The organism is Pseudoxanthomonas winnipegensis, from assembly GCF_030322905.1.
In the GTDB taxonomy this organism is placed as follows: Bacteria; Pseudomonadota; Gammaproteobacteria; order Xanthomonadales; family Xanthomonadaceae; genus Pseudoxanthomonas_A; species Pseudoxanthomonas_A winnipegensis.
The window spans coordinates 3,380,392-3,398,948 of the sequence record NZ_CP095475.1 but is presented as its reverse complement, the minus strand read 5'-3'; the positions used below and the strand labels follow the sequence as shown (position 1 = coordinate 3,398,948).

General features: G+C 69.2%; 13 protein-coding genes. 8 read left to right on the top strand and 5 right to left on the bottom strand.

The window, feature by feature from the left end:
* The first annotated feature begins 143 nt into the window (after positions 1–143).
* Positions 144–1,424: a D-amino acid dehydrogenase gene (locus tag MWN52_RS14925; RefSeq protein WP_130535646.1), complete on the top strand. Its 1,281-nt coding sequence runs from the start codon at positions 144–146 to the stop codon at positions 1,422–1,424.
* Positions 1,424–2,545 (top strand): alanine racemase, encoded by a 1,122-nt coding sequence (gene alr, locus MWN52_RS14920; protein ID WP_286575258.1) that lies wholly within the window; start codon positions 1,424–1,426, stop codon positions 2,543–2,545. Before MWN52_RS14925 ends, alr begins: the two co-directional genes overlap by 1 nt.
* A 446-nt stretch (positions 2,546–2,991) precedes the next feature.
* On the opposite strand, the gene MWN52_RS14915 is transcribed toward alr, so the two are convergent.
* Positions 2,992–3,204, bottom strand: a complete 213-nt coding sequence (locus MWN52_RS14915) for a hypothetical protein (RefSeq protein ID WP_130516958.1) — start codon at positions 3,202–3,204, stop codon at positions 2,992–2,994.
* 535 nt (positions 3,205–3,739) lie between these two features.
* On the opposite strand from MWN52_RS14915, the gene MWN52_RS14910 reads away from it, so the two are divergent.
* The 5 genes from MWN52_RS14910 (at position 3,740) to MWN52_RS14890 (ending at position 13,071) form a co-directional block, all read left to right on the top strand.
* The gene (locus MWN52_RS14910; RefSeq protein ID WP_286575256.1) at positions 3,740–4,753 is read left to right on the top strand and encodes a LacI family DNA-binding transcriptional regulator; all 1,014 of its coding nucleotides are present in this window, start codon (positions 3,740–3,742) and stop codon (positions 4,751–4,753) included.
* 95 nt (positions 4,754–4,848) lie between these two features.
* Positions 4,849–7,869 carry a TonB-dependent receptor gene (locus tag MWN52_RS14905; protein ID WP_286575253.1) on the top strand — a complete coding sequence of 1,007 codons (3,021 nt, stop codon included), beginning with the start codon at positions 4,849–4,851 and terminating at the stop codon, positions 7,867–7,869.
* Between the two features lie 80 nt (positions 7,870–7,949).
* Positions 7,950–9,467, top strand: a complete 1,518-nt coding sequence (locus tag MWN52_RS14900; RefSeq protein WP_286575251.1) for a tryptophan halogenase family protein — start codon at positions 7,950–7,952, stop codon at positions 9,465–9,467.
* Positions 9,468–9,495: 28 nt separating this feature from the next.
* Entirely contained in the window at positions 9,496–10,425 is a 930-nt protein-coding gene (locus MWN52_RS14895) for a hypothetical protein (RefSeq protein ID WP_286575249.1), read from the top strand.
* Positions 10,426–10,773: 348 nt separating this feature from the next.
* Positions 10,774–13,071: an FdhF/YdeP family oxidoreductase gene (locus MWN52_RS14890; RefSeq protein WP_286575247.1), complete on the top strand. Its 2,298-nt coding sequence runs from the start codon at positions 10,774–10,776 to the stop codon at positions 13,069–13,071.
* Positions 13,072–13,102: 31 nt separating this feature from the next.
* Here MWN52_RS14890 and MWN52_RS14885 read toward each other — a convergent pair whose 3' ends face one another.
* From MWN52_RS14885 to MWN52_RS14870, 4 genes are all read right to left on the bottom strand, one after another.
* Complete coding sequence (locus MWN52_RS14885) at positions 13,103–14,353, bottom strand: molybdopterin molybdotransferase MoeA (protein ID WP_286575246.1); 1,251 nt, start codon at positions 14,351–14,353, stop codon at positions 13,103–13,105.
* A complete protein-coding gene (locus MWN52_RS14880) occupies positions 14,346–14,966 on the bottom strand; it encodes an NTP transferase domain-containing protein (RefSeq protein ID WP_286575245.1) in 621 nt (206 codons plus the stop codon). Before MWN52_RS14880 ends, MWN52_RS14885 begins: the two co-directional genes overlap by 8 nt.
* Positions 14,967–15,045: 79 nt before the next feature.
* On the bottom strand, positions 15,046–16,530 hold the full coding sequence (locus tag MWN52_RS14875; protein WP_286575243.1) for a GGDEF domain-containing protein: 1,485 nt from the start codon (positions 16,528–16,530) through the stop codon (positions 15,046–15,048).
* A 134-nt stretch (positions 16,531–16,664) separates the two neighbouring features.
* The gene (locus MWN52_RS14870; RefSeq protein WP_130516977.1) at positions 16,665–17,030 is read right to left on the bottom strand and encodes a response regulator; all 366 of its coding nucleotides are present in this window, start codon (positions 17,028–17,030) and stop codon (positions 16,665–16,667) included.
* A gap of 130 nt (positions 17,031–17,160) precedes the next feature.
* On the opposite strand from MWN52_RS14870, the gene MWN52_RS14865 reads away from it, so the two are divergent.
* On the top strand, positions 17,161–18,528 hold the full coding sequence (locus MWN52_RS14865; RefSeq protein ID WP_286575241.1) for a PAS domain-containing sensor histidine kinase: 1,368 nt from the start codon (positions 17,161–17,163) through the stop codon (positions 18,526–18,528).
* The last annotated feature ends 29 nt before the right edge of the window (positions 18,529–18,557 follow it).

The window sequence follows — 18,557 nt, the reverse complement described above, 5'->3', positions numbered from 1 at the left end:
CGCGGCAGCATGTGCCGCGCAACCGCGCCAGACCTCAAGCTTTCATCGCGCAGGGGTGGCGAACGCGGCCAATCTGCCGGAGGGGTTCGGGTAAGGTTTTCTCCGTTGGCCGCGATGGGCCTGACGAACGACAAGGTGAGGCCATGCGTGTGCTGGTGATGGGAAGTGGCGTGATCGGCACGACCACCGCGTGGTACCTGGCCCAGGCCGGGTTCGAGGTGTGCGTGGTCGATCGCCAGCCCGGCCCGGCCCTGGAGACCAGCTTCGCCAACGCCGGCCAGATCTCGCCGGGCTATGCCTCGCCGTGGGCGGCGCCGGGCGTGCCGGCCAAGGCCTTCAAGTGGCTGTTCCAGAAGCATGCGCCGCTGGCGATCAAGCCTGGCCTGGACCCGCGCCAGTACAGCTGGCTGCTGCAGATGATGGCCAACTGCACCAGCGCGCACTACGCGCGCAACAAGGCGCGCATGGTGCGCCTGTCCGAATACAGCCGCGACTGCCTGGACGAACTGGTCGCCGCCACCGGCATCGCCTACGAGGGTCGGCGCCTGGGCACCATCCAGCTGTTCCGCACCCAGGCCCAGCTGGACGGCGCGGCCAAGGACGTGGCGGTGCTGGACGAGTACGGCGTGCCGTACGAGCTGCTCGACCCGGCCGGCATCGCCCGCTACGAGCCGGCGCTGGCCGCCGCGCCGGTGGCCCTGGTCGGCGCGCTGCGCCTGCCCAACGACCAGACCGGCGACTGTCACCTGTTCACCCGGCGGCTGGAGGCGATGGCGCGCGAAGCCGGGGTGGAGTTCCGCTACGACACGCGCATCGAGGCGATCGAGGCCGACGGCCGCCGGATCACCGGCGTGCGCCTGGACGGCCGGCTGGAGACCGCCGACCGCTACGTGCTGGCCCTGGGCAGCGAGTCGCCGCGACTGCTGGCGCCGCTGGGCCTGGACCTGCCGGTGTATCCGCTCAAGGGTTATTCGCTGACCCTGCCGATCCTTGAGCCGGCGATGTCGCCGGTGTCCACGATCCTGGACGAAAGCTACAAGGTCGCCGTGACTCGCTTCGATGCGCGCATCCGCGTGGGCGGCATGGCCGAGGTGGCCGGCTACGACCACGTGCTCAACCCGCAGCGCCGCGAGACGCTGGAGCTGGTCGTGCGCGACCTGTATCCGCAGGGCGGTGCGCTGGAGCAGGCGCAGTTCTGGACCGGGCTGCGCCCGGCCACGCCGGACGGCACCCCCGTGGTCGGGGCCACGCCGCTGGACAATCTCTACACCAACACCGGGCACGGCACGCTGGGCTGGACCATGGCCTGCGGCTCGGGCCGCTACCTGGCCGACCTGATGGCGGGCCACGCACCGGCGATCGACACCGAAGGCCTGGACATGTCCCGTTACCGCAACAGCGCCGCCCGCGGCGCGGCCGCCTGATGCGCCCGGCCCGTGCACTGATCGACCTGGGCGCGCTGCAGGACAACTACCTGCTGGCCAAGCGCCTGGGCGGCGGCAAGGCCGTGGCGGTGGTCAAGGCCGACGCCTACGGCCACGGCGCGGTGCGCTGCGCACGCGCGCTGACCGGCATCGCCGACGCCTTCGGCGTGGCCTGCCTGGAGGAGGCCATCGAGCTGCGCGAGGCCGGCATCGAGACGCCGATCCTGCTGCTGGAAGGCTTCCTCGAGGCGGCCGAACTGCCGCTGATCGATCGCCACCGGCTGTGGACCGCGGTGGCCTCGCCCTGGCAGCTGCAGGCGCTGGCGCGCTACAGCCCGCAGCAGCCGCTGCACGTGTGGCTGAAGCTGGACAGCGGCATGCACCGCCTCGGCCTGTCGCCAGCGCAGTTCGTCGAGGCCTTGGCCGCGCTGCAGCGCGATCCGAAGATCGCCTCGGTCGTCGCGATGAGCCACCTGGCGCGCGCCGACGAGCTGGACAGCGACTTCAGCGAGGTCCAGCGGCGCGTGTTCGAACAGGCCACGGCCGACTTCGCCGGGCCGACCAGCTTCAACAACTCGCCGGCGCTGCTGGGCTGGCCCGGCATCCGCAGCGACTGGGTGCGCCCCGGGCTGATGCTCTACGGCGCCAGCCCGTTCGCGCTGGACGCGGGGCCGGCGCACCCGCTGCGGCCGGTGATGCAGCTGGAATCGGCGCTGATCGCCGTGCGCGACCTGCCGGCCGGCGAGTCGGTCGGCTATGGCGCGCGTTTCACCGCGCCTGTGCCGATGCGCATCGGCGTGGCCGCGATGGGCTACGCCGACGGTTATCCGCAGCGGGCGCCCAACGGCACCCCGGTGCTGATCGATGGCCAGAGCACGCGCGTGATCGGGCGCGTGTCGATGGACATGCTGACCGTGGACATCACCGATCTGCCCGGCGCCGATGTCGGCAGCCGCGTGACCTTCTGGGGCGCATCGCCCACCGCGGCCCGGATCGCCGAGACCTGCAGCACCAGCCCCTATGCGCTGCTGTGCGGCCTCAAGCGCGTGCGCCGCGAGTATCTCGATGCCGCGGCGGGATCCGCCGCACGCGTGGCGTCTACGGCGTCGGCGTCCGGCTGAGCGCGGCGCACGCTTCGGCGGTTTGGCGCGCGTCACGTCTTGCGGTCTTTCGCGCTTCGAACCTCGCCATAGTCCAGGTCCCGAAGCTCGTCATCTTTCAAGCGTCCTGGCTCGCCATCTTTCAAGCCTCCAAGTCGTCATCCCCGCGAACGCGGGGATCCAGCGACTCCATTCGTCATGCTCGCAAGGCACTGGATCCCCGCGTTAGCGGGGATGACGAAGGAAGGATGTTTGCCATATCTAGCACGCTCTTCGGTGCACGGCGGATCATCGGAATCGTCGCTCCCGCGAAGGCGGGAGCCCATGGACGTCGCGCGATCCGGACGAACTTCCCTGGATCCCCGCCTTCGCGGGGATGACGCCTTCAAGTCCAGTTGCTGAGCGCGGATCTCTTTATGCCCGCGCGGATTCCAATCGCCCGGCTACCGCCAGGGCAGGCAGACCGGCTAACGCGTCTCGGCCAGCTCGAACATCCGCATGACCTCGCAGAAGCCGGCCTGCACGGCGGCGCGTTCGCCCGGCGGCAGGTCGCGGGTGGCGGCAGCCAGCAGCTTGATCGCCCAGGTGCGCTGATCGTCGCGGCTGCTGCGCGCGAAGCCAGCCAGCTGCGTGGCGGCCGTGGACACACGTTCCTGTACGAGTTCGCGTTGGATCGGCATGGTTCCCCCTGCAGGGCCGCTCCCCAGCGGCCCGGCCATCCTAGCGCGGCCGCGCCGACGATCAAGCCGCTGGACCCGGGACCATTGTGACGGCGCGCCCGATGTCGTCCCAATGACCGCGGCAAGGCCAAAAACGGACATGCGCTGTCCGCTGTCGGCCTCCGATTTTTTGCGCAGTTGGCGAGGAAGGCGCGGCACGGGCGCAGGGTCCGCTTCGGCAACTGCGCAAAACCCCAGACCGGCCTCTGACCCGAAACCCTTAAGAATCCGTTATTTGGTGCATGCGCACCCGTGTGGTGCGCAATGACACATCCGGGCCCGGATGTGCATCTTGCGGCGCAGCATGTAAGCGGTTGCAACTCCTGATACGGTGCCGCCCGCCAACGAACCCAAGGCCCGGAAGAGGAGAGCTTCCAGTGCCAAACGCCATAGCCAATCCGCACGCCACGCACCAATTTGATGCTGCACTGCAGCAGGCCGCCGGGTCCCGGACGGGCGGTCGTTCCCTGTGTGTCACCGCCGGCACGTCGCGTCGATGAACGTCACGATCAAGGACGTCGCCCGCGCCGCCGAGGTGTCCGTGGCCACCGTGTCGCGTGCCCTCAACGGGCGCCAGTACGTGGCCGACGAGGTGCGGGCCCGCATCCTGCAGGTGGCCAGTGAGCTGCGCTACAGCCCGCACCATGCCGCCCGCGCGCTGAGCAGCCGCCGCACCCACACCATCGGCGTGGTCCTGCCCGACCTGTACGGCGAATTCTTCTCCGAGCTGATGCGCGGCATCGATCACGCCGCGCGCGAACGCGGCCTGCACCTGCTGGTCTCCAGCTGCCACGGCAGCCTGGCCGAGCAGCGCGATGCGCTGCGCGCCACGCCCGGGCGGGTGGACGGCGTGCTGGTGATGTCGCCGTTCCTGGGCAGCGTCGAATCCCTGGACGAGGCCCTGGCGCCGGACGTGCCGGCGGTGCTGATGAACTGCGCCGGCAGCCCGCGCGCGGCCGTGCTCAACGTGGACAACCACGGCGGTGCCTTCGCCATGACCCGGCACCTGCTGGACGTCGGCCATCGCCGCATCGCCTTCATCGCCGGGCCCGAGGACAACTTCGATGCCCGCGAGCGCCTGCGCGGCTACTGCGAGGCACTGGCCACGGTCGCCGACGCGGCCGAACCCTGGGTGGTGCAGGGCAACTTCGACGAGGCCTCCGGCTATGCCGCGGGCGAGGCCTTCGCCGCCGGCGAGCGCCCCGATGCGGTGTTCGCGGCCAACGACATGACCGCGCTGGGCTGCCTGTTCGCCCTGCGCAAGGCCGGCCTGCGCGTGCCCGAGGACATCGCGGTGGCCGGCTTCGACGACGTGCCGATGGCGCGCTACGTCAACCCGGCGCTGACCACCATGCGCGTGGACATCGCCAGCCTCGGCGCGCGCGCCCTGCATCTGCTGCTGCAGCACCCGGCGCTGGGCGAGTCCGGCACGCCGGTCGATACCGCCCCGCTGATCCCGCACCTGGTCGTGCGCGACTCCAGTGCCACCCCGGAGCGCCGCATGGCCTGACCCCTCCGTCCAGCCGCTGTCTTCTTCCCGCTTTCCCGCACGACACGTCCCACAAGAAAAACACGCGATCCGACTGCCCTAAGGAGGGCACCGTCATGAAGAATAAGCACGCCATCTCCCGCTCCCCGTCCCGCAGCATCCTGGCCATCGCACTGGCCGGCTGCATGGTCGCCTCGGTGCCTGCGTTCGCGCAGTCGTCCAACGCCACGCTTCGCGGCAAGGCCGAAAGCGGCGCGGACGTCACCGCCACCAACACCGCCACCGGCCTGAGCCGTCGCGTGACCGCCAGCGCCGACGGCAGCTACGCCCTGGTCGGCCTGCCGCCGGGTACCTACAAGATCCAGGCCGGCGGCGTGGAAAAGACCGTCACCCTGGCCGTGGCCACCTCGGTCAGCCTGGACATGCAGGCCGCGGACGCGGCGCCGGCCGGCGACGCCAAGGAGCTGGACACGGTGCGCGTCAAGGCGCCGCCGCTGCAGGAGGTCAAGACCTCCGAGGTCGGTACCAACGTGTCGCTGCAGCAGATCAACTCGGTCCCGCAGCTGACGCGCAACTTCCTCGAGTTCGCCGACACCGTGCCGGGCATGCAGTTCACCACCGACTCCTCGGGCCATAGCGATATCCGCGGCGGCGCGCAGCAGACCTCGGCGGTCAACGTCTACATCGACGGCGTGGGCCAGAAGAGCTACCTGTTCGGCGGCGTGTCCGGTCAGCAGCAGAGCGCGGGCAACCCGTTCCCGCAGCTGGCCATCGGCGAGTACAAGGTCATCACGTCCAACTACAAGGCCGAGTTCGACCAGGTCGGTTCGGCGGCGATCGTGGCGGCGACCAAGTCGGGCACCAACGAGTTCCACGGCGAAGTGTTCGGTCGCATGACCAACTCCGACTGGCGCAAGCCGACCCCGGCCGAGGAGCAGTCCGCCGGCGGCAAGCAGAAGACCCACCAGAACGAGTACGGCTTCGCGCTGGGCGGTCCGATCATCCAGGACAAGATGCACTTCTTCGTTTCCTACGAAGGCAAGGGCTTCGAGATCCCGGCCGACCCGGTGGCGGTGATCGACAACAATTCGCTGTCCTATGCCGATGACCTGCCGGCGTCGGTGCAGGCCAAGTATGGCCCGATCACCCGTCCGTTCAAGGAAGACCTGTACTTCGGCAAGATCGACTGGGAGATCGGCGACAACGATCGCCTGGAGCTGACCGCCAAGGTGCGTCGTGAGGACAGCATCGACACCATCGGCGGCAACACCACCGCGCAGGCGGCCAAGATCAACAACAACAAGGAAGACCGCTACGACCTGAAGTGGGAGCACTACGGCGAGGGCTTCTTCAACGAAGCGCGCGTGACCTACGAGGACGTGCTGTTCAACCCCACCGCCAAGACCATCGGCAGGCAGAGCGTCTACACCGCCGGGCAGAATCAGGACCGCGTGCTGATCTTCGACGACGCGACCTCGGGTCTGTCGATCCAGCGCAAGGGCCAGAAGGGCCCGGCGTTCCAGGACGACCTGACGTTCAACAGCTTCAACTGGAACGGCGACCACGTCATCAAGATGGGCGTCAAGTACAAGGACGTGGAGCTGACCCAGAGCGAGAACTCCATCGTCAATCCGGCGTTCTACTATGCGGTGACCGATGGCGCCGGCACCGCCGCGATTCCGTATCAGGTCATCTTCAACCAGCCGTACGAAGGCTTCTCGCCGTCGGTCACGACCAAGGACAAGCAGATCGGCCTGTACATCCAGGACGACTGGGACGTCAACGACAAGCTGCAGCTGAACCTGGGCGTGCGCTGGGATTACGAGAAGGTGCCCTCGTATACGGATTTCCAGACGCCGCAGGCCGTCATCGACGCGATCAATTCGCAGGATCCCAACGCCCCCGCCGGTCAGACCTTCGCTCAGACCATGGCCAAGGGCGGCGTGGACATGAACGACTACATCAGCACCGGCAAGAACCGCAAGGCGCAGAAGGGCGACATCGCCCCGCGCCTGGGCTTCTCGTACGACTTCAACGCCGACCAGCGCTGGGTGATGTTCGGTGGCGCCGGCCGCAGCTACGACCGCAACCTCTACGACTATCTGGGCCTGGAGCAGGTCAAGGGCGCGCTGTCGCAGTACACGGTCAAGTTCATCGAGTCCGGGTCCTGCACGACCCTGGTGCCGCAGCAGTGCGTGAACTGGAACCCGTCCTACCTGTCCGGCATCGATGCCGTCTCGGGCCTGGTGGTCGACCCGACCTCGCGTACGGGCACCGAGGTCGACATGCTCAACAACGACCTCAAGACGCCGTATTCGGACCAGTTCTCGCTGGGCCTGCGTCACCAGATGGGCGACTGGAACACCTCGGCCACCCTGGCCTACGTGCACAGCAAGGACGGCTTCGCTTTCACCCTGGGTTCGCGCTATCCGGACGGCAGCTTCTGGCAGAACGGCAGCCAGCCGTGGGGTCATAACGCCGAAGGCCTGGGCACCATCATCCTGGGCGACAACGGCATCGAGACCAAGACCAAGCAGGTGCTGCTGTCGGCCGACAAGCCGTACACCAAGGAATCGGGCTGGGCCTTCTCGGCGGCGTATACGTTCTCCGACGCCAAGGGCAACCGCGGCGGCGACGAGCACTACTCGTTCGATGCGGCGACCATCCATGACTATCCGTACATCAGCCTGCAGTCGGTGCCCAAGCACCGCCTGGTGCTGACCGGGACCTACGACCTGCCGTGGGAGATCAGTCTGTCCGGCAAGTTGACGCTGGCCACCACCCAGCCTCTCAACGTCGCGGTCACGCCGGACAACTGGGATGCTCCGGCTGGCCCGGCCTATGTCACGGCGCTGAAGGATCTGCCCGGTCAGAAGTTCCTGGTGGGCGGCCCGATCTTCGGCACCCGTCAGTTCGACCTGTCCGCGTCCAAGGACATGCATGTCACCGAGAACGTCACCGTCCAGGTGCGCGCGGACGTGATCAATGTCTTCAACTGGGACAACCTGAGCAGCTACTTCATCGACTACGGCTCCGGCGGCGTGTATTCGCCCGTGGTCACCTACAACGACACCAACACCGCGGTCAGCTACACCTCGCCGCGGACGGTGTTCCTGAGCGCGCGCGTGATCTGGTAAGTGCGCTAGTGTTGGCATCGAAGTAAGGACAGGGCCCGCGCAAGCGGGCCTTGTCTTGTGAGGACATGGGGAGCGCGCACGTGGCATCAGAGAGCATCGCCAGCATCGTGGTGGTCGGCGGGGGCGCGGCCGGCTGGTCGGCCGCCGCGGCCTTGATCCGCCATCTGCCCCATTGCCGGGTCCAGCTGGTGGAATCGGAGGAGATCGGCATCGTCGGCGTGGGCGAGGCCACCGTGCCGAACGTGCGCTACTTCAACCGGCAGGTCCTGGGGCTGGAGGAGGGGGAGTTCGTCCGGCGCACGCAGGGCACGTTCAAGCTCGGGATCGAGTTCCGCGACTGGCGCCGGCCCGGAGATGCCTACATGCATGGCTTCGGGGCGGTCGGTTACGACATGGGGCCGCTGGCCTTCCATCAGCTCTGGCTGCACGAAGTCCGCGCGGGGCGGGCCGATGCCGATATCGGGCGCTACGTCCTGCAGAACCTGGCCGCCCGGCAGGGGCGCTTCATGACCGCGCCCGCCGATGCGCCGGCGGGCTCTCCGTTGGCCGATATCGCCTATGCCTACCACTTCGACGCCACGCTCTACGCCGGCTATCTGCGCGAGCGGGCCGAGCGCCAGGGCGTGGTCCGCGTAGAGGGACGCGTGGTCGAGGCGACGCTGCGCGCGCAGGAGGGATTCGTCGAGGCCGTCGTGCTGGCCGACGGTCGCCGCATCGAGGGCGACCTGTTCATCGATTGCTCCGGCTTCCGCAGCCTGCTGCTCGGCGAGGCCCTGCAGGTGCCCTGGGTGGACTGGAGCCACTGGCTTCCCTGCGATCGCGCCGTGGCCGTGCCCTGTGCGCCGGCCGGGCCGCCCGAGCCCTTCACCCGCTCGACCGCACGGACGGCGGGCTGGCAGTGGCACATCCCGCTGCAGCATCGCGTCGGCAATGGCCACGTCTACAGCAGCGCCTTCATGGACGATGCGACCGCCACCGAGCAGCTGATGTCCAGCCTGGAAGGGCCGGCGCGCGCCGAGCCGCGCCTGCTGCGTTTCGCCACCGGGCGGCGCGCGCGCTTCTGGGAGCGCAATGTGGTGGCGATGGGGCTGGCCAGCGGTTTCATGGAGCCGCTGGAGTCCACCAGCATCCTGCTGGTCCACAACGCGGTGCTGCGCCTGCTCGACGTCTTCCCCGACAGGACCTTCGATCCGGCCCTGCTGCGGCGCTACAACGAGACGACCGTGTTCGAATGGGAGCGCATCCGCGACTTCCTGATCCTGCACTACAAGGCGACCGAGCGCGACGACAGCGCCTTCTGGCGGCATTGCGCCGCCATGGCGATCCCCGATTCGCTGCAGCAGGTGATCGACCTGTTCGCCGGCAGTGGGCGCTATCACCGCAACGGCGAGGAGTTCTTCTCCACCAGCAGCTGGGTCCAGGTCCTGCTCGGACAGGGCATCGTCCCGCAGCGGGAGCATCCCCTGCTGGCGGCCATCCCCGAGCCGCAGATCCAGCAGTTCGTCGGTCGCGTCGCCCAGGTCCTGGACAACTGCGTCGCCGCGATGCCGCCGCACGAGCATTTCATTGCGCGGACCTGCGCCGCACCGCCGCCATAGGGGTATTCAGTCGGCTGGCCGCTGACGCATGACGGCCAGGCTAAAAGCCAAAGGAGAAAGTGGCGCAATGAAAGTGAGGAGACAGTTGACTGCTCTGCTTTCCGCAGCCATGGCATTGCTATTCGTCGGCTTGGTCGCGTCAAACCATCGCGATGAACGGACATCCATTACAAGTGCTTTTTCCGAGGTCTCGCGAGATCAAGGCGTCTCGTTGGCTATCGGGAAGTCTGCGATGGCGACACAAGGGGCGCTGCCGTCGGCAGACCTTCATGGCAGGTACGATCTCGTACGCAGGTGTATCGCCTACTTCCAGTTCGGGGCTCTCATGGAGCGGAGGAAAAACGATCCCGATTTTGGATTGAACAACCCAGCCGCGATGGAGATGCTTCCGGTAAGCGAGCAGGAGCGTCTGATCAGGAACAAGGCGATCGTGGAAGAAGGTGATCAAGCATGCGAGAAATATAGAGGACCAGCCTACGCTGAGCTTTTGCGTGCCGTGTATGACGTGTCTGCGAAGCTGGCCGATGCCGGAGATCTTCGTGCCGCAACCTGCTTTATTGAAGCGTCATGGGGCACGCCGGTCGATCCTTCGGCCGAGTATGTGGCGCTCGCGCGAGCGTACAAGGCGAATGCGAAAAGATACGCGGATCAAGGCATCATGCGCGGCGACTGGCGTAGCGCCATAGCAGCTTTCGATGCTGGGCAGGCAGAGCATGGAATAACAACGCTGATTGGATACTCGATCGCAGAGAAATATGCGCTGGCGCGCTTGCTTCAGATGGGATCATCGGATCCTGACCAGAGCGCGCGTTACGCGTATGACGCTGAAGTGTTGGCGAGCACGATGACTGCGGCCGATCTTGCACGCGAGGACGTTCGCGCGCGCCAGTTGTACGGCACTCGTTTTCGTGGGAAGCCAATGCCCGATAGCGCTCTTTCACAGGGTTGCGAAATCTGATGACGGTAAGAAGGACTGTGGTGAGTTGTCGATCTCTTGCAGCTGTGGCCGGCGGGTGAGAGACATCGAGGTGGCCTTCGGGTCCCACATCCAGTGTGCTTGCGGAACTTTCTTGATACACGGCTGTCCGGATGTCGCTTCCAGTGTGCCGGCGCCATGTAGGTTCGCTTCGCTCCTTGCATCTGGACGCATTCGTGAATTGGTCCGGCCACCCGGCGCCGTAGAGGCTAGGTAGAAGGCAGGCTGGCAGGTGTTTGGCGTCAACTGAACCGGCATTGGCATCTGCACGCAACGTGCAGTGCGTTAGAGGCATCATGAGCGTCCGACCCAAAGCGGCAGGTGTGCGTCATGGCCAGCGATGAACCGAACGTCCCCGGCGTCGAGGACTACGAGGCCGCCGCCGGCGGCTGGGGCGCGCTGCGCGCGGTGGCCAAGGCGCTGAAGGATCAGATGGACGTGCCGCGCGAGACCTCGGCGCTGCGGCGGGTCAACCAGCCCGATGGCTTCGACTGTCCGGGCTGCGCCTGGCCCGATCCGGCGCATACCTCGTCCTTCGAGTTCTGCGAGAACGGGGCCAAGGCGGTCAGCTGGGAGGCCACCGCCAAGCGCGCGCCCCCTGAGTTCTTCGCTCGGCACCGCGTCAGCGAGCTGTGGGCGTGGAACGACCACCAGCTCGAGGACGCCGGTCGCCTGACCGAGCCGATGGTCTACGACCACCAGAGCGACCGCTACCTGCCGATCGGCTGGGACGAGGCGTTCGAGCGCATCGGGCGCGCGCTGCGTGCACTGCCTTCGCCGGACATGGCCGAGTTCTATACCTCGGGGCGCGCGTCGAACGAGGCCGCGTTCCTGTACCAGCTGATGGTGCGCGAGTTCGGCACCAACAACTTCCCCGACTGCTCCAACATGTGCCACGAGGCCACCAGCGTGGGCCTGCCGCAGTCCATCGGCGTGGGCAAGGGCACGGTGACGCTGGAGGACTTCGATCACTGCGACGCGCTCTTCAGCTTCGGCCACAACCCGGGCACCAATCATCCGCGCATGCTCACCACGCTGCGGGCGCTGGCCAAGCGCGGCGTGCCGATCATCGCGGTCAATCCGCTCAAGGAGCGCGGCCTGGAGCGCTTCGTCTCGCCGCAGCATCCGACCGAGATGCTGACCAACCACGGCACGCAGATCGCCCAGGCCTACTACCAGGTCAAGGTCGGCGGCGACGCGGCCATGCTCAAGGGCATGATGAAGTGGCTGCTGCAGGCCGATGCGGACGACATCGCGGCCGGCGGCACGGGGCTGCTCGACCGCGCCTTCATCGGCGAACACACCGAGGGCTTCGAGGCGCTGCGCGCGGACATCGAGGCCACGCGCTGGGAGGACATCGTGCAGGCCTCGGGCCTGGCCCGCGCCGACATCGAGGCCGCGGCCCAGGTCTATGCCAAGGCCGAGCGCGTGATCCTGTGCTACGGCATGGGCATGACCCAGCACCTGCGCGGCACGCAGAACGTGCACCTGATGGCCGACCTGCTGCTCCTGCGCGGCAACATGGGCAAGCCCGGCGCCGGCATCGCGCCGATCCGTGGCCATTCCAACGTGCAGGGCGACCGCACGGTCGGCATCACCGAGAAGCCCACCCAGGCGCTGCTCGACGGCATCCAGGCCAAGTACGGGTTCTCCTTCCCACTCAGCCATGGGCACGACGCGGTAGAGGCGATGAAGGCCATCCGCGACGGCCGCTCCAAGGCCTTCGTCGCGCTGGGCGGCAACCTGGCCGTGGCCATGCCCGATCCGCAGGCCTGCTTCGCCGCGATGCGTTCGCTGGACCTGGCCGTGCATATCGCCACCAAGCCCAACCGCTCGCATCTGATCCCGGCCAGGGAGACCTTCCTGCTGCCGTGCCTGGGTCGCACTGAGCGTGACGAGCAGGCCGGCGGCCCGCAGTCGGTGACGGTGGAGGATTCGATGTCGATGGTGCACGCCTCGCAGGGCACGCTGACGCCGGCGTCGGAGCAACTGCGCTCGGAGCCGGCGATCATCGCCGGCATGGCCCGCGCGCTGCTGCCGCACAGCAAGGTCGACTGGGCGTGGCTGGTCGAGGACTACGACCGCATCCGCGACGGGATCGAGGCGGTGTTCCCGATCTTCCGCGACTACAACCAGCGCATCCGCACCCCGGGCGGGTTTCGCCTGCCAGTCGGCGCCTCGGTGCGCGACTGGGGCGGGCCGGGCAAGAAGGCGCAGTTCCTGGTCGTCGAAGGGTTGGCCGAGGACGCGCCGGTGGCGCAGCTGGGCCTGCTGACCCTGACGACGCTGCGCGCGCACGACCAGTACAACACCACGCTCTACGGCCTGAGCGATCGCTACCGCGGCGTGCACGGGCGGCGCGACGTGGTGTTCCTCAACGCCGAAGACCTGGCCATGCTGGGGCTGGAGCAGGGCGATCTGATCGACGTGGCCTCGCGCCTGCCCGGCGCGAACGGCGAGGACCACACCGTGCGCGGCTTCACCGCAGTGGCCTACGACATCCCGCGCGGCTGCGCGGCGATGTACTACCCGGAAGGCAATTGCCTGGTGCCGCTGGAGAGCTACGACCGGCAGTCCGGCACGCCGACCTACAAGTCGGTGCCGGTCAAGGTCAGCGCCGCGGCCTGAGGGCGGGTGCTGCGCACCGCCGGAGCGGCGCTCAGTCGAAGCGCCAGCCGCCGTCGGGATCGCGCGGATAGACCTCCACGCGTGCGCCGGCGGGCAGCGCGTCGGCGTCGGGCGCCAGCGTCGCCCAGGCGTTGGCCTGCAGCAGCGAGGCGATGCGGAAGGACTCCTGCCCGGCTAGCACGCGCACGCGCAGCGTGCCGTCCTCGTCGTGGCTGACGCGCGCCTTGAGAAAGCCGCGCAACACCCCGCGCCCGCGCACCGGTTCGGCAAGGCGGGCCAGCAGCGGTCGTTCGGGCGGCCTACCCAGCCAGTGCCGCAGCAGGGGCACGGCGAAGAAGCGAAATCCCAGCACGGTGGCGACCGGATTGCCCGGCAGCCCCAGCAGCAGCGGCCCCTGCGCCAGGCGCGCGGCCAGCAGCGGTTTGCCCGGGCGGATGGCCACGCCCTGGAACAGCAGCTGCGCACCGGCCGTGCCCAGCGCCGCCGGAACGAAGTCGTGCACGCCGGCCGAGACCGCGCCGGTGGTCAGCACCAGATCGGCCTCGACCGCGACCTCGGCCAGCGCGGCGGCGAACTGCGCCGGGTCGTCGCCCAGGGTGCGGCAGGCCAGCACGCGCGCGCCGAGCTCGGTCAGCGCGGTCTGCAGGAAGGGGCCGTTGCTGGCGCGGATCTGGCCCGGCCGCAGCGGGGCGTCGGCATCGGCGACGAGTTCGTCGCCCGTGGACAGGATCGCCACGCGCGGCGCGCGCCCGATCTGGATCTGCCCGATCCCGGCCGCGGCCAGCAACATCCGCAGCGTGGCATCGACCGGCGTGCCGGCCGTGGCGATCGGGTCGCCGGGCTGCAGGTCGCTGCCGGCGCGGCGGATGTGACGCGCCGGTGCGAGGTCTTCCAGGACGCGCATGCGCGCCGCGTCCAGGCGTTCGGTGCGCTCGTAGGGCACCACGCTGTCCGCGCCGGGCGGTAGCGCCGCGCCGGTCATGATCTCCCAGGCCGCGGCCGGCGCCTGCGGCGGCGCGTCGCCGGCGACCACGCGTCCGGCGATCGGCCACACGCTGCCGGCGGCGATGGCCCGGCCATCGCTGCGCAGCGCGTAACCGTCCATGGCGGCGTTGTCGAACGGCGGCAGCGCCGCCTGCGCGCGCACCGCTTCAGCCAGCACGCGCCCGGCCGCCTCGTCGGTGGCGCAGGCTTCGGCCGGCAGCGCGCCGGCCGAGGCGATCAGCCGGGCCAGCGCGGCTTCGTAGGACAGCAGGCCTTCGCCCGCGCAGGGATCAGCCATGCCGCACCTCGCCGCGCAGCCGCGCCAGGTCCTCGGGCGTGTTGGCGTTGTCCAGCACCTGCGCCGCCTGCGGCGCGAGCAGGCGCACGTCGTCGGCGTCCAGTGCGCGGCGCAGGCCGAAGTGTCCGCCCTCGACCTGGCGGCGCAGGCGCTGCAGCGCGGGCAGGGCCCAGAGCGCGCACAGCGGCTCGGGCAGGCCGTCGCCGGCGCTGCGGAAGGCCACCGCACCGTCGCCCGGGACGAAGGCCGCGGTCAGCCGCTGCAGCGTGGCCGCCTCGAGCCCCGGCAGGTCGCAGGCGATGACCAGCCACGCGGCCTGGGGCGCTGACGCATGCGCGGCGAGCAGGCCGGCGGCCGGGCCGATGCCGTGATGCCGATCGAGCAGCTGCGGGAAGCGCGCCCGCAGCGGGTCGTCCTGCTGGTCGGCGCGCACCGACACCAGGCAGCGCTGCACCTGCGCCTGCAGCAGGGAGAAGGCGACCTCAAGCTGCGGCTGGGTGCCGTAGACCAGGGCCGCCTTGTCGCGGCCCATGCGCCGGCTCGCGCCGCCGGCCAGGACCAGGCCGTGCAGTGCGAGGGGGGCGTCGGTCGAGGCAGGCCGAGGCGTGGTCATCGCGACCGATGTTAGCGCCGGCGGCCCGGCGCGCCTGTGGCCCGTGCTTGCGTTCGCGATGTCGCTTCCACGCGCCGGCTCATGAGCGCATCACCATGCGATTGCGGCCGCCGGCCTTGGCGTCGTACAGGGCCAGGTCGGCCAGATGGATCAAGGTGGCCGGGCCTTCGTCCTCGCCCATGCGGCTCGGCCACAGCGCCACCGCGCCGACGCTGATGGTGACCACGCTGGCGCTGTAGCTCTCGGCGTGGGGGATCTTCAGCGCGCGCACGTTGCGGCACACGGCCTCGCCCATCGCGCGCAGGGCGTCGGCATCGCAGCCGGGCAGGACCAGGGCCAGCTCCTCGCCGCCATAGCGCGCGGCCAGATCGCCCTGTCGCCGCGCGCTCTGCTTGAGCACCTGCGCCACCCGGGTGAGACAGACGTCGCCGGCCTGGTGGCCGTAGGTGTCGTTGAAGTTCTTGAAGTGGTCCAGATCGGCCAGCAGCAGCCCCAGCGGCGTGCCCTCGCGGCGCGCGCGGGCCCATGCGTCGGCCAGCGTCTCGTCCAGGGCGCGGCGATTGGCCAGGCCGGTCAGGGCGTCGGTACGCACCAGCGTCTCGAGCTGGTCCTGCGCCGCCTGGCGCGCCAGCAGCTGGCGACGCAGCCACTCGCCCAGCCCGGCCAGCAGCACCACGGTGAACAGCGTCAGCAGCGCGTGGGTGCGCACCGAGCCGCGCCAGGCGGCCAGGGCCTCGTCCTCGGACAGCGCCGCCACGGCGATCAGCGGGAAGCCCTCGACGTGCTGGAAGCCGCTGATCCGCCGGGTGTGGTCCAACGGCGACACGTAGGCCAGCGAACCGGCCGGCGCGCCGCGCAGCCGCGCGAACAGGTCGCTGTGCGAGAAGTCCTGGCCGACGGCATTGAGTTCGGGCGAGCGCGCGCAGACCAGCCCCGCATCGTCGAGCAGGGTGATGGCGCCATGCCGGCCGACGTCGAAGCCGCGGTAGTGCTCGGCGAAATACGCCGAGCGGATGCTCGCCAGCACCACGCCGGCGAACTGCCCGCGCGCATCGTTGTAGCGGCGGCTGACGGTGAGGATCCACTGGTTGTCCGAGCGGCTGCGCACCGGCGGGCCTACCCACGGCAAGGTGTCGTCCACCGCCTGGTGATGCTTGAAATAGGCCCGGTCGCCGTTGTTCATGTTGGGCGGCAGGTGGTCCAGCGACGAGGCGATCCAGCGGCCCTGCGCATCGTAGACGAACAGGCCATGGATGCGGCCCGAGCGGCGCGCTTCGTCGCGCAGGTAGCCGTCCAGCTGGGCCAGGTCGCGCGGCGTGGCGCCCTCGATGCGCAGGTTCTCGACGATGCCGGACAGCACGCCGTCGGCCACCAGCATCGAATCCCCGGCGTGCTGGCTGACCGAACGCGCCAGGTTGCCCGCGTCCGAATAGATCTGTTCGGTCGCCTCGCGCCGGGTCTCCAGCCCGTGCCAGTACTCGGCCCCGGCGAACAACAGGCACACGGCCAGCACGAATGCGCGCAGCAACTCGGGCAGCCATCGCCGGCGTGGTGGGTCGGACATGCTCATTCCCGGTGGCCCCCCTCCCGGGCGCGCGCGGTGGTGTGATTGCGACTCACGCCGTCCCGGCGCCAACATCTTCCACCACGAATCTTGCCCCAGACCCGGCCGAGATGGGATGAAGGGCGCCCGGCTCTCTAGCGCGCCAGCTGCTGGCGCAGCATGCCCAGCAGGGCCTGCCGGTTGTATGGCTTGGGCAGGAACCTGGCGTTGGTCGGGAAGTCGCGGAACGAGCCCTCGGCATGGCCGGAAGTCAGCACCACCGGGATCTGCGCATCCAGATCGGCCACGCGCCGGGCCAGCTGGATGCCGTCCATGCCGCCGGGCATGTTGATGTCGCTGAAGACCAGATCGAAGGCGGCACCGCTCTCCAGCAGTTGCAGCGCCTGGTTGCCGCCGTTGGCCTGCGTGACCTGATAGCCCTCGGCTTCGAGGATCAGGGCCGCGATCTCGCGCGCACCCGCGTCATCCTCGACGATGAGGATCATTGGGATAGGAGCCATGTGACGCGGAAAACCTGAAGACCCGAGTAAGCCGAATAATCGTCACAGCGCTGTGAAAGGGGGGTGACCTCGGCTAGGCTGGGGTGGTGCCCGCCGCAGCAGTTACGGCGGGGAGCGTTGCGGAGTTCCCATGCCAGCCTTTTCGCGAGACCACTACCGTCAGATCGTCGAGCTGTCCGGTGACAGCATTTTCGAACTCGATGGCGGCGGCCGCGTGGTCTCGGTTAACCAGCGTGGGCTTGAGCTGCTGGAGGCCTACGGCCGTCACGACGTGGTCGGCCGGCACTGGCACGACCTGTGGACGCCGGCGATGCGGGCGATCGCCCGCGAGGCCGTGCGCCTGGCCTGCGTGGGCCAGCGCAACGAGTTCCAGGGCGCCATCCAGACCCTGCGCGACCAGGAGCGGATCTGGTCGGTGATCGTCAGCCCGCTGGCGCTGGACCGCGGCCAGCCGGTGCTGCTGCTGGCCATGTGCCGCGACGTCACCGATCGCCTGCGCTCCGAACACGCGCTGCGCCTGATCAACGAGAGCCTGACCTCGCAGCTGCAGGGCGCCGAGCTGCGCGAGCTGGTGACCGCGCGCCACGCCGACTTCCTGGAATCCTCGCTCACCCAGACCCAGGAGCAGGCCGAGGCCGAGCGCCATGCCGCCGAGGCGCTGCGCGGGCAGGTGGACATCGCCGAGGCCGCGCGCAGCCTGGCCGAGCGCGCGCGTGATTCGGCCGAGCTGGCCTCGCTGCAGGCGCAGAAGGGCGAGGCGGTCGGCCAGCTGGTGGCCGGCATCGCCCACGACTTCAACAACATGCTGCAGACCGCGGTGGCGGCCATCAGCGTGGTCACCGACACGCCCGAGCAGCTCACCCCGCTGCAGCGCAAGCTGCTGGGGCGCGGGCAGGAGGCGCTGCATCATGCCTCGATGCTGGCGCGCCGGCTGCTGGCGTTCTCGCGCCGGCATCCGCCGCGCTTCGAGGCGCTGGACCTGCGCGAGGTGGCCACGTCCATGGCCGAGCTGATGCGCCAGTCGCTGGGCCCGGACATGGTGCTGGTGGTCGAGCCCGCGCCGCAGGCGTTGATCACCCAGGGCGATCCGCACGCCATCGGCCAGGCGGTGATGAACCTGTGCATCAACGCCCGCGATGCCTGCCAGAACCGCGGCCAGATCACCGTGTCCTTCTCGCACCAGTCCATCGCCAGCGATGGCGCCACGCCCTCGCGCGCCAGCGGCCAGTACGTGGTGCTGTCGGTGGCCGACACCGGCACGGGCATGGACCAGGCCACGCTGTCGCGGCTGTTCGAGCCCTACTTCACCACCAAGCCCGAGGGGGAGGGCACCGGCCTTGGCCTGGCGCAGGTCTATGCGCTGATGCGCCACAGCGGCGGCTTCATCGATGTCGATACCGCGCTTGGGCGCGGCACGGTCATGAGCCTGTGGTTTCCCCAGGCCGAGGGCGCCGGCGCCCTCGCGCAGGCCACGCACGCGGCCTGCGCGGGCGCGTAAAGCACGACGGCCGCTTGCGCGGCCGTCGT

Bases quoted from the DNA above. Each gene is read 5' to 3' on its own strand.
- MWN52_RS14870 (WP_130516977.1), bottom strand. From the start codon at position 17,030: ATGGCTCCTATCCCAATGATCCTCATCGTCGAGGATGACGCGGGTGCG.
- MWN52_RS14895 (WP_286575249.1), top strand. From the start codon at position 9,496: ATGACGGCCAGGCTAAAAGCCAAAGGAGAAAGTGGCGCAATGAAAGTG.
- MWN52_RS14865 (WP_286575241.1), top strand. From the start codon at position 17,161: ATGCCAGCCTTTTCGCGAGACCACTACCGTCAGATCGTCGAGCTGTCC.
- MWN52_RS14915 (WP_130516958.1), bottom strand. From the start codon at position 3,204: ATGCCGATCCAACGCGAACTCGTACAGGAACGTGTGTCCACGGCCGCC.
- MWN52_RS14875 (WP_286575243.1), bottom strand. From the start codon at position 16,530: ATGTCCGACCCACCACGCCGGCGATGGCTGCCCGAGTTGCTGCGCGCA.
- MWN52_RS14880 (WP_286575245.1), bottom strand. From the start codon at position 14,966: ATGACCACGCCTCGGCCTGCCTCGACCGACGCCCCCCTCGCACTGCAC.
- MWN52_RS14925 (WP_130535646.1), top strand. From the start codon at position 144: ATGCGTGTGCTGGTGATGGGAAGTGGCGTGATCGGCACGACCACCGCG.
- MWN52_RS14885 (WP_286575246.1), bottom strand. From the start codon at position 14,353: ATGGCTGATCCCTGCGCGGGCGAAGGCCTGCTGTCCTACGAAGCCGCG.
- MWN52_RS14910 (WP_286575256.1), top strand. From the start codon at position 3,740: ATGAACGTCACGATCAAGGACGTCGCCCGCGCCGCCGAGGTGTCCGTG.
- alr (WP_286575258.1), top strand. From the start codon at position 1,424: ATGCGCCCGGCCCGTGCACTGATCGACCTGGGCGCGCTGCAGGACAAC.
- MWN52_RS14890 (WP_286575247.1), top strand. From the start codon at position 10,774: ATGGCCAGCGATGAACCGAACGTCCCCGGCGTCGAGGACTACGAGGCC.
- MWN52_RS14905 (WP_286575253.1), top strand. From the start codon at position 4,849: ATGAAGAATAAGCACGCCATCTCCCGCTCCCCGTCCCGCAGCATCCTG.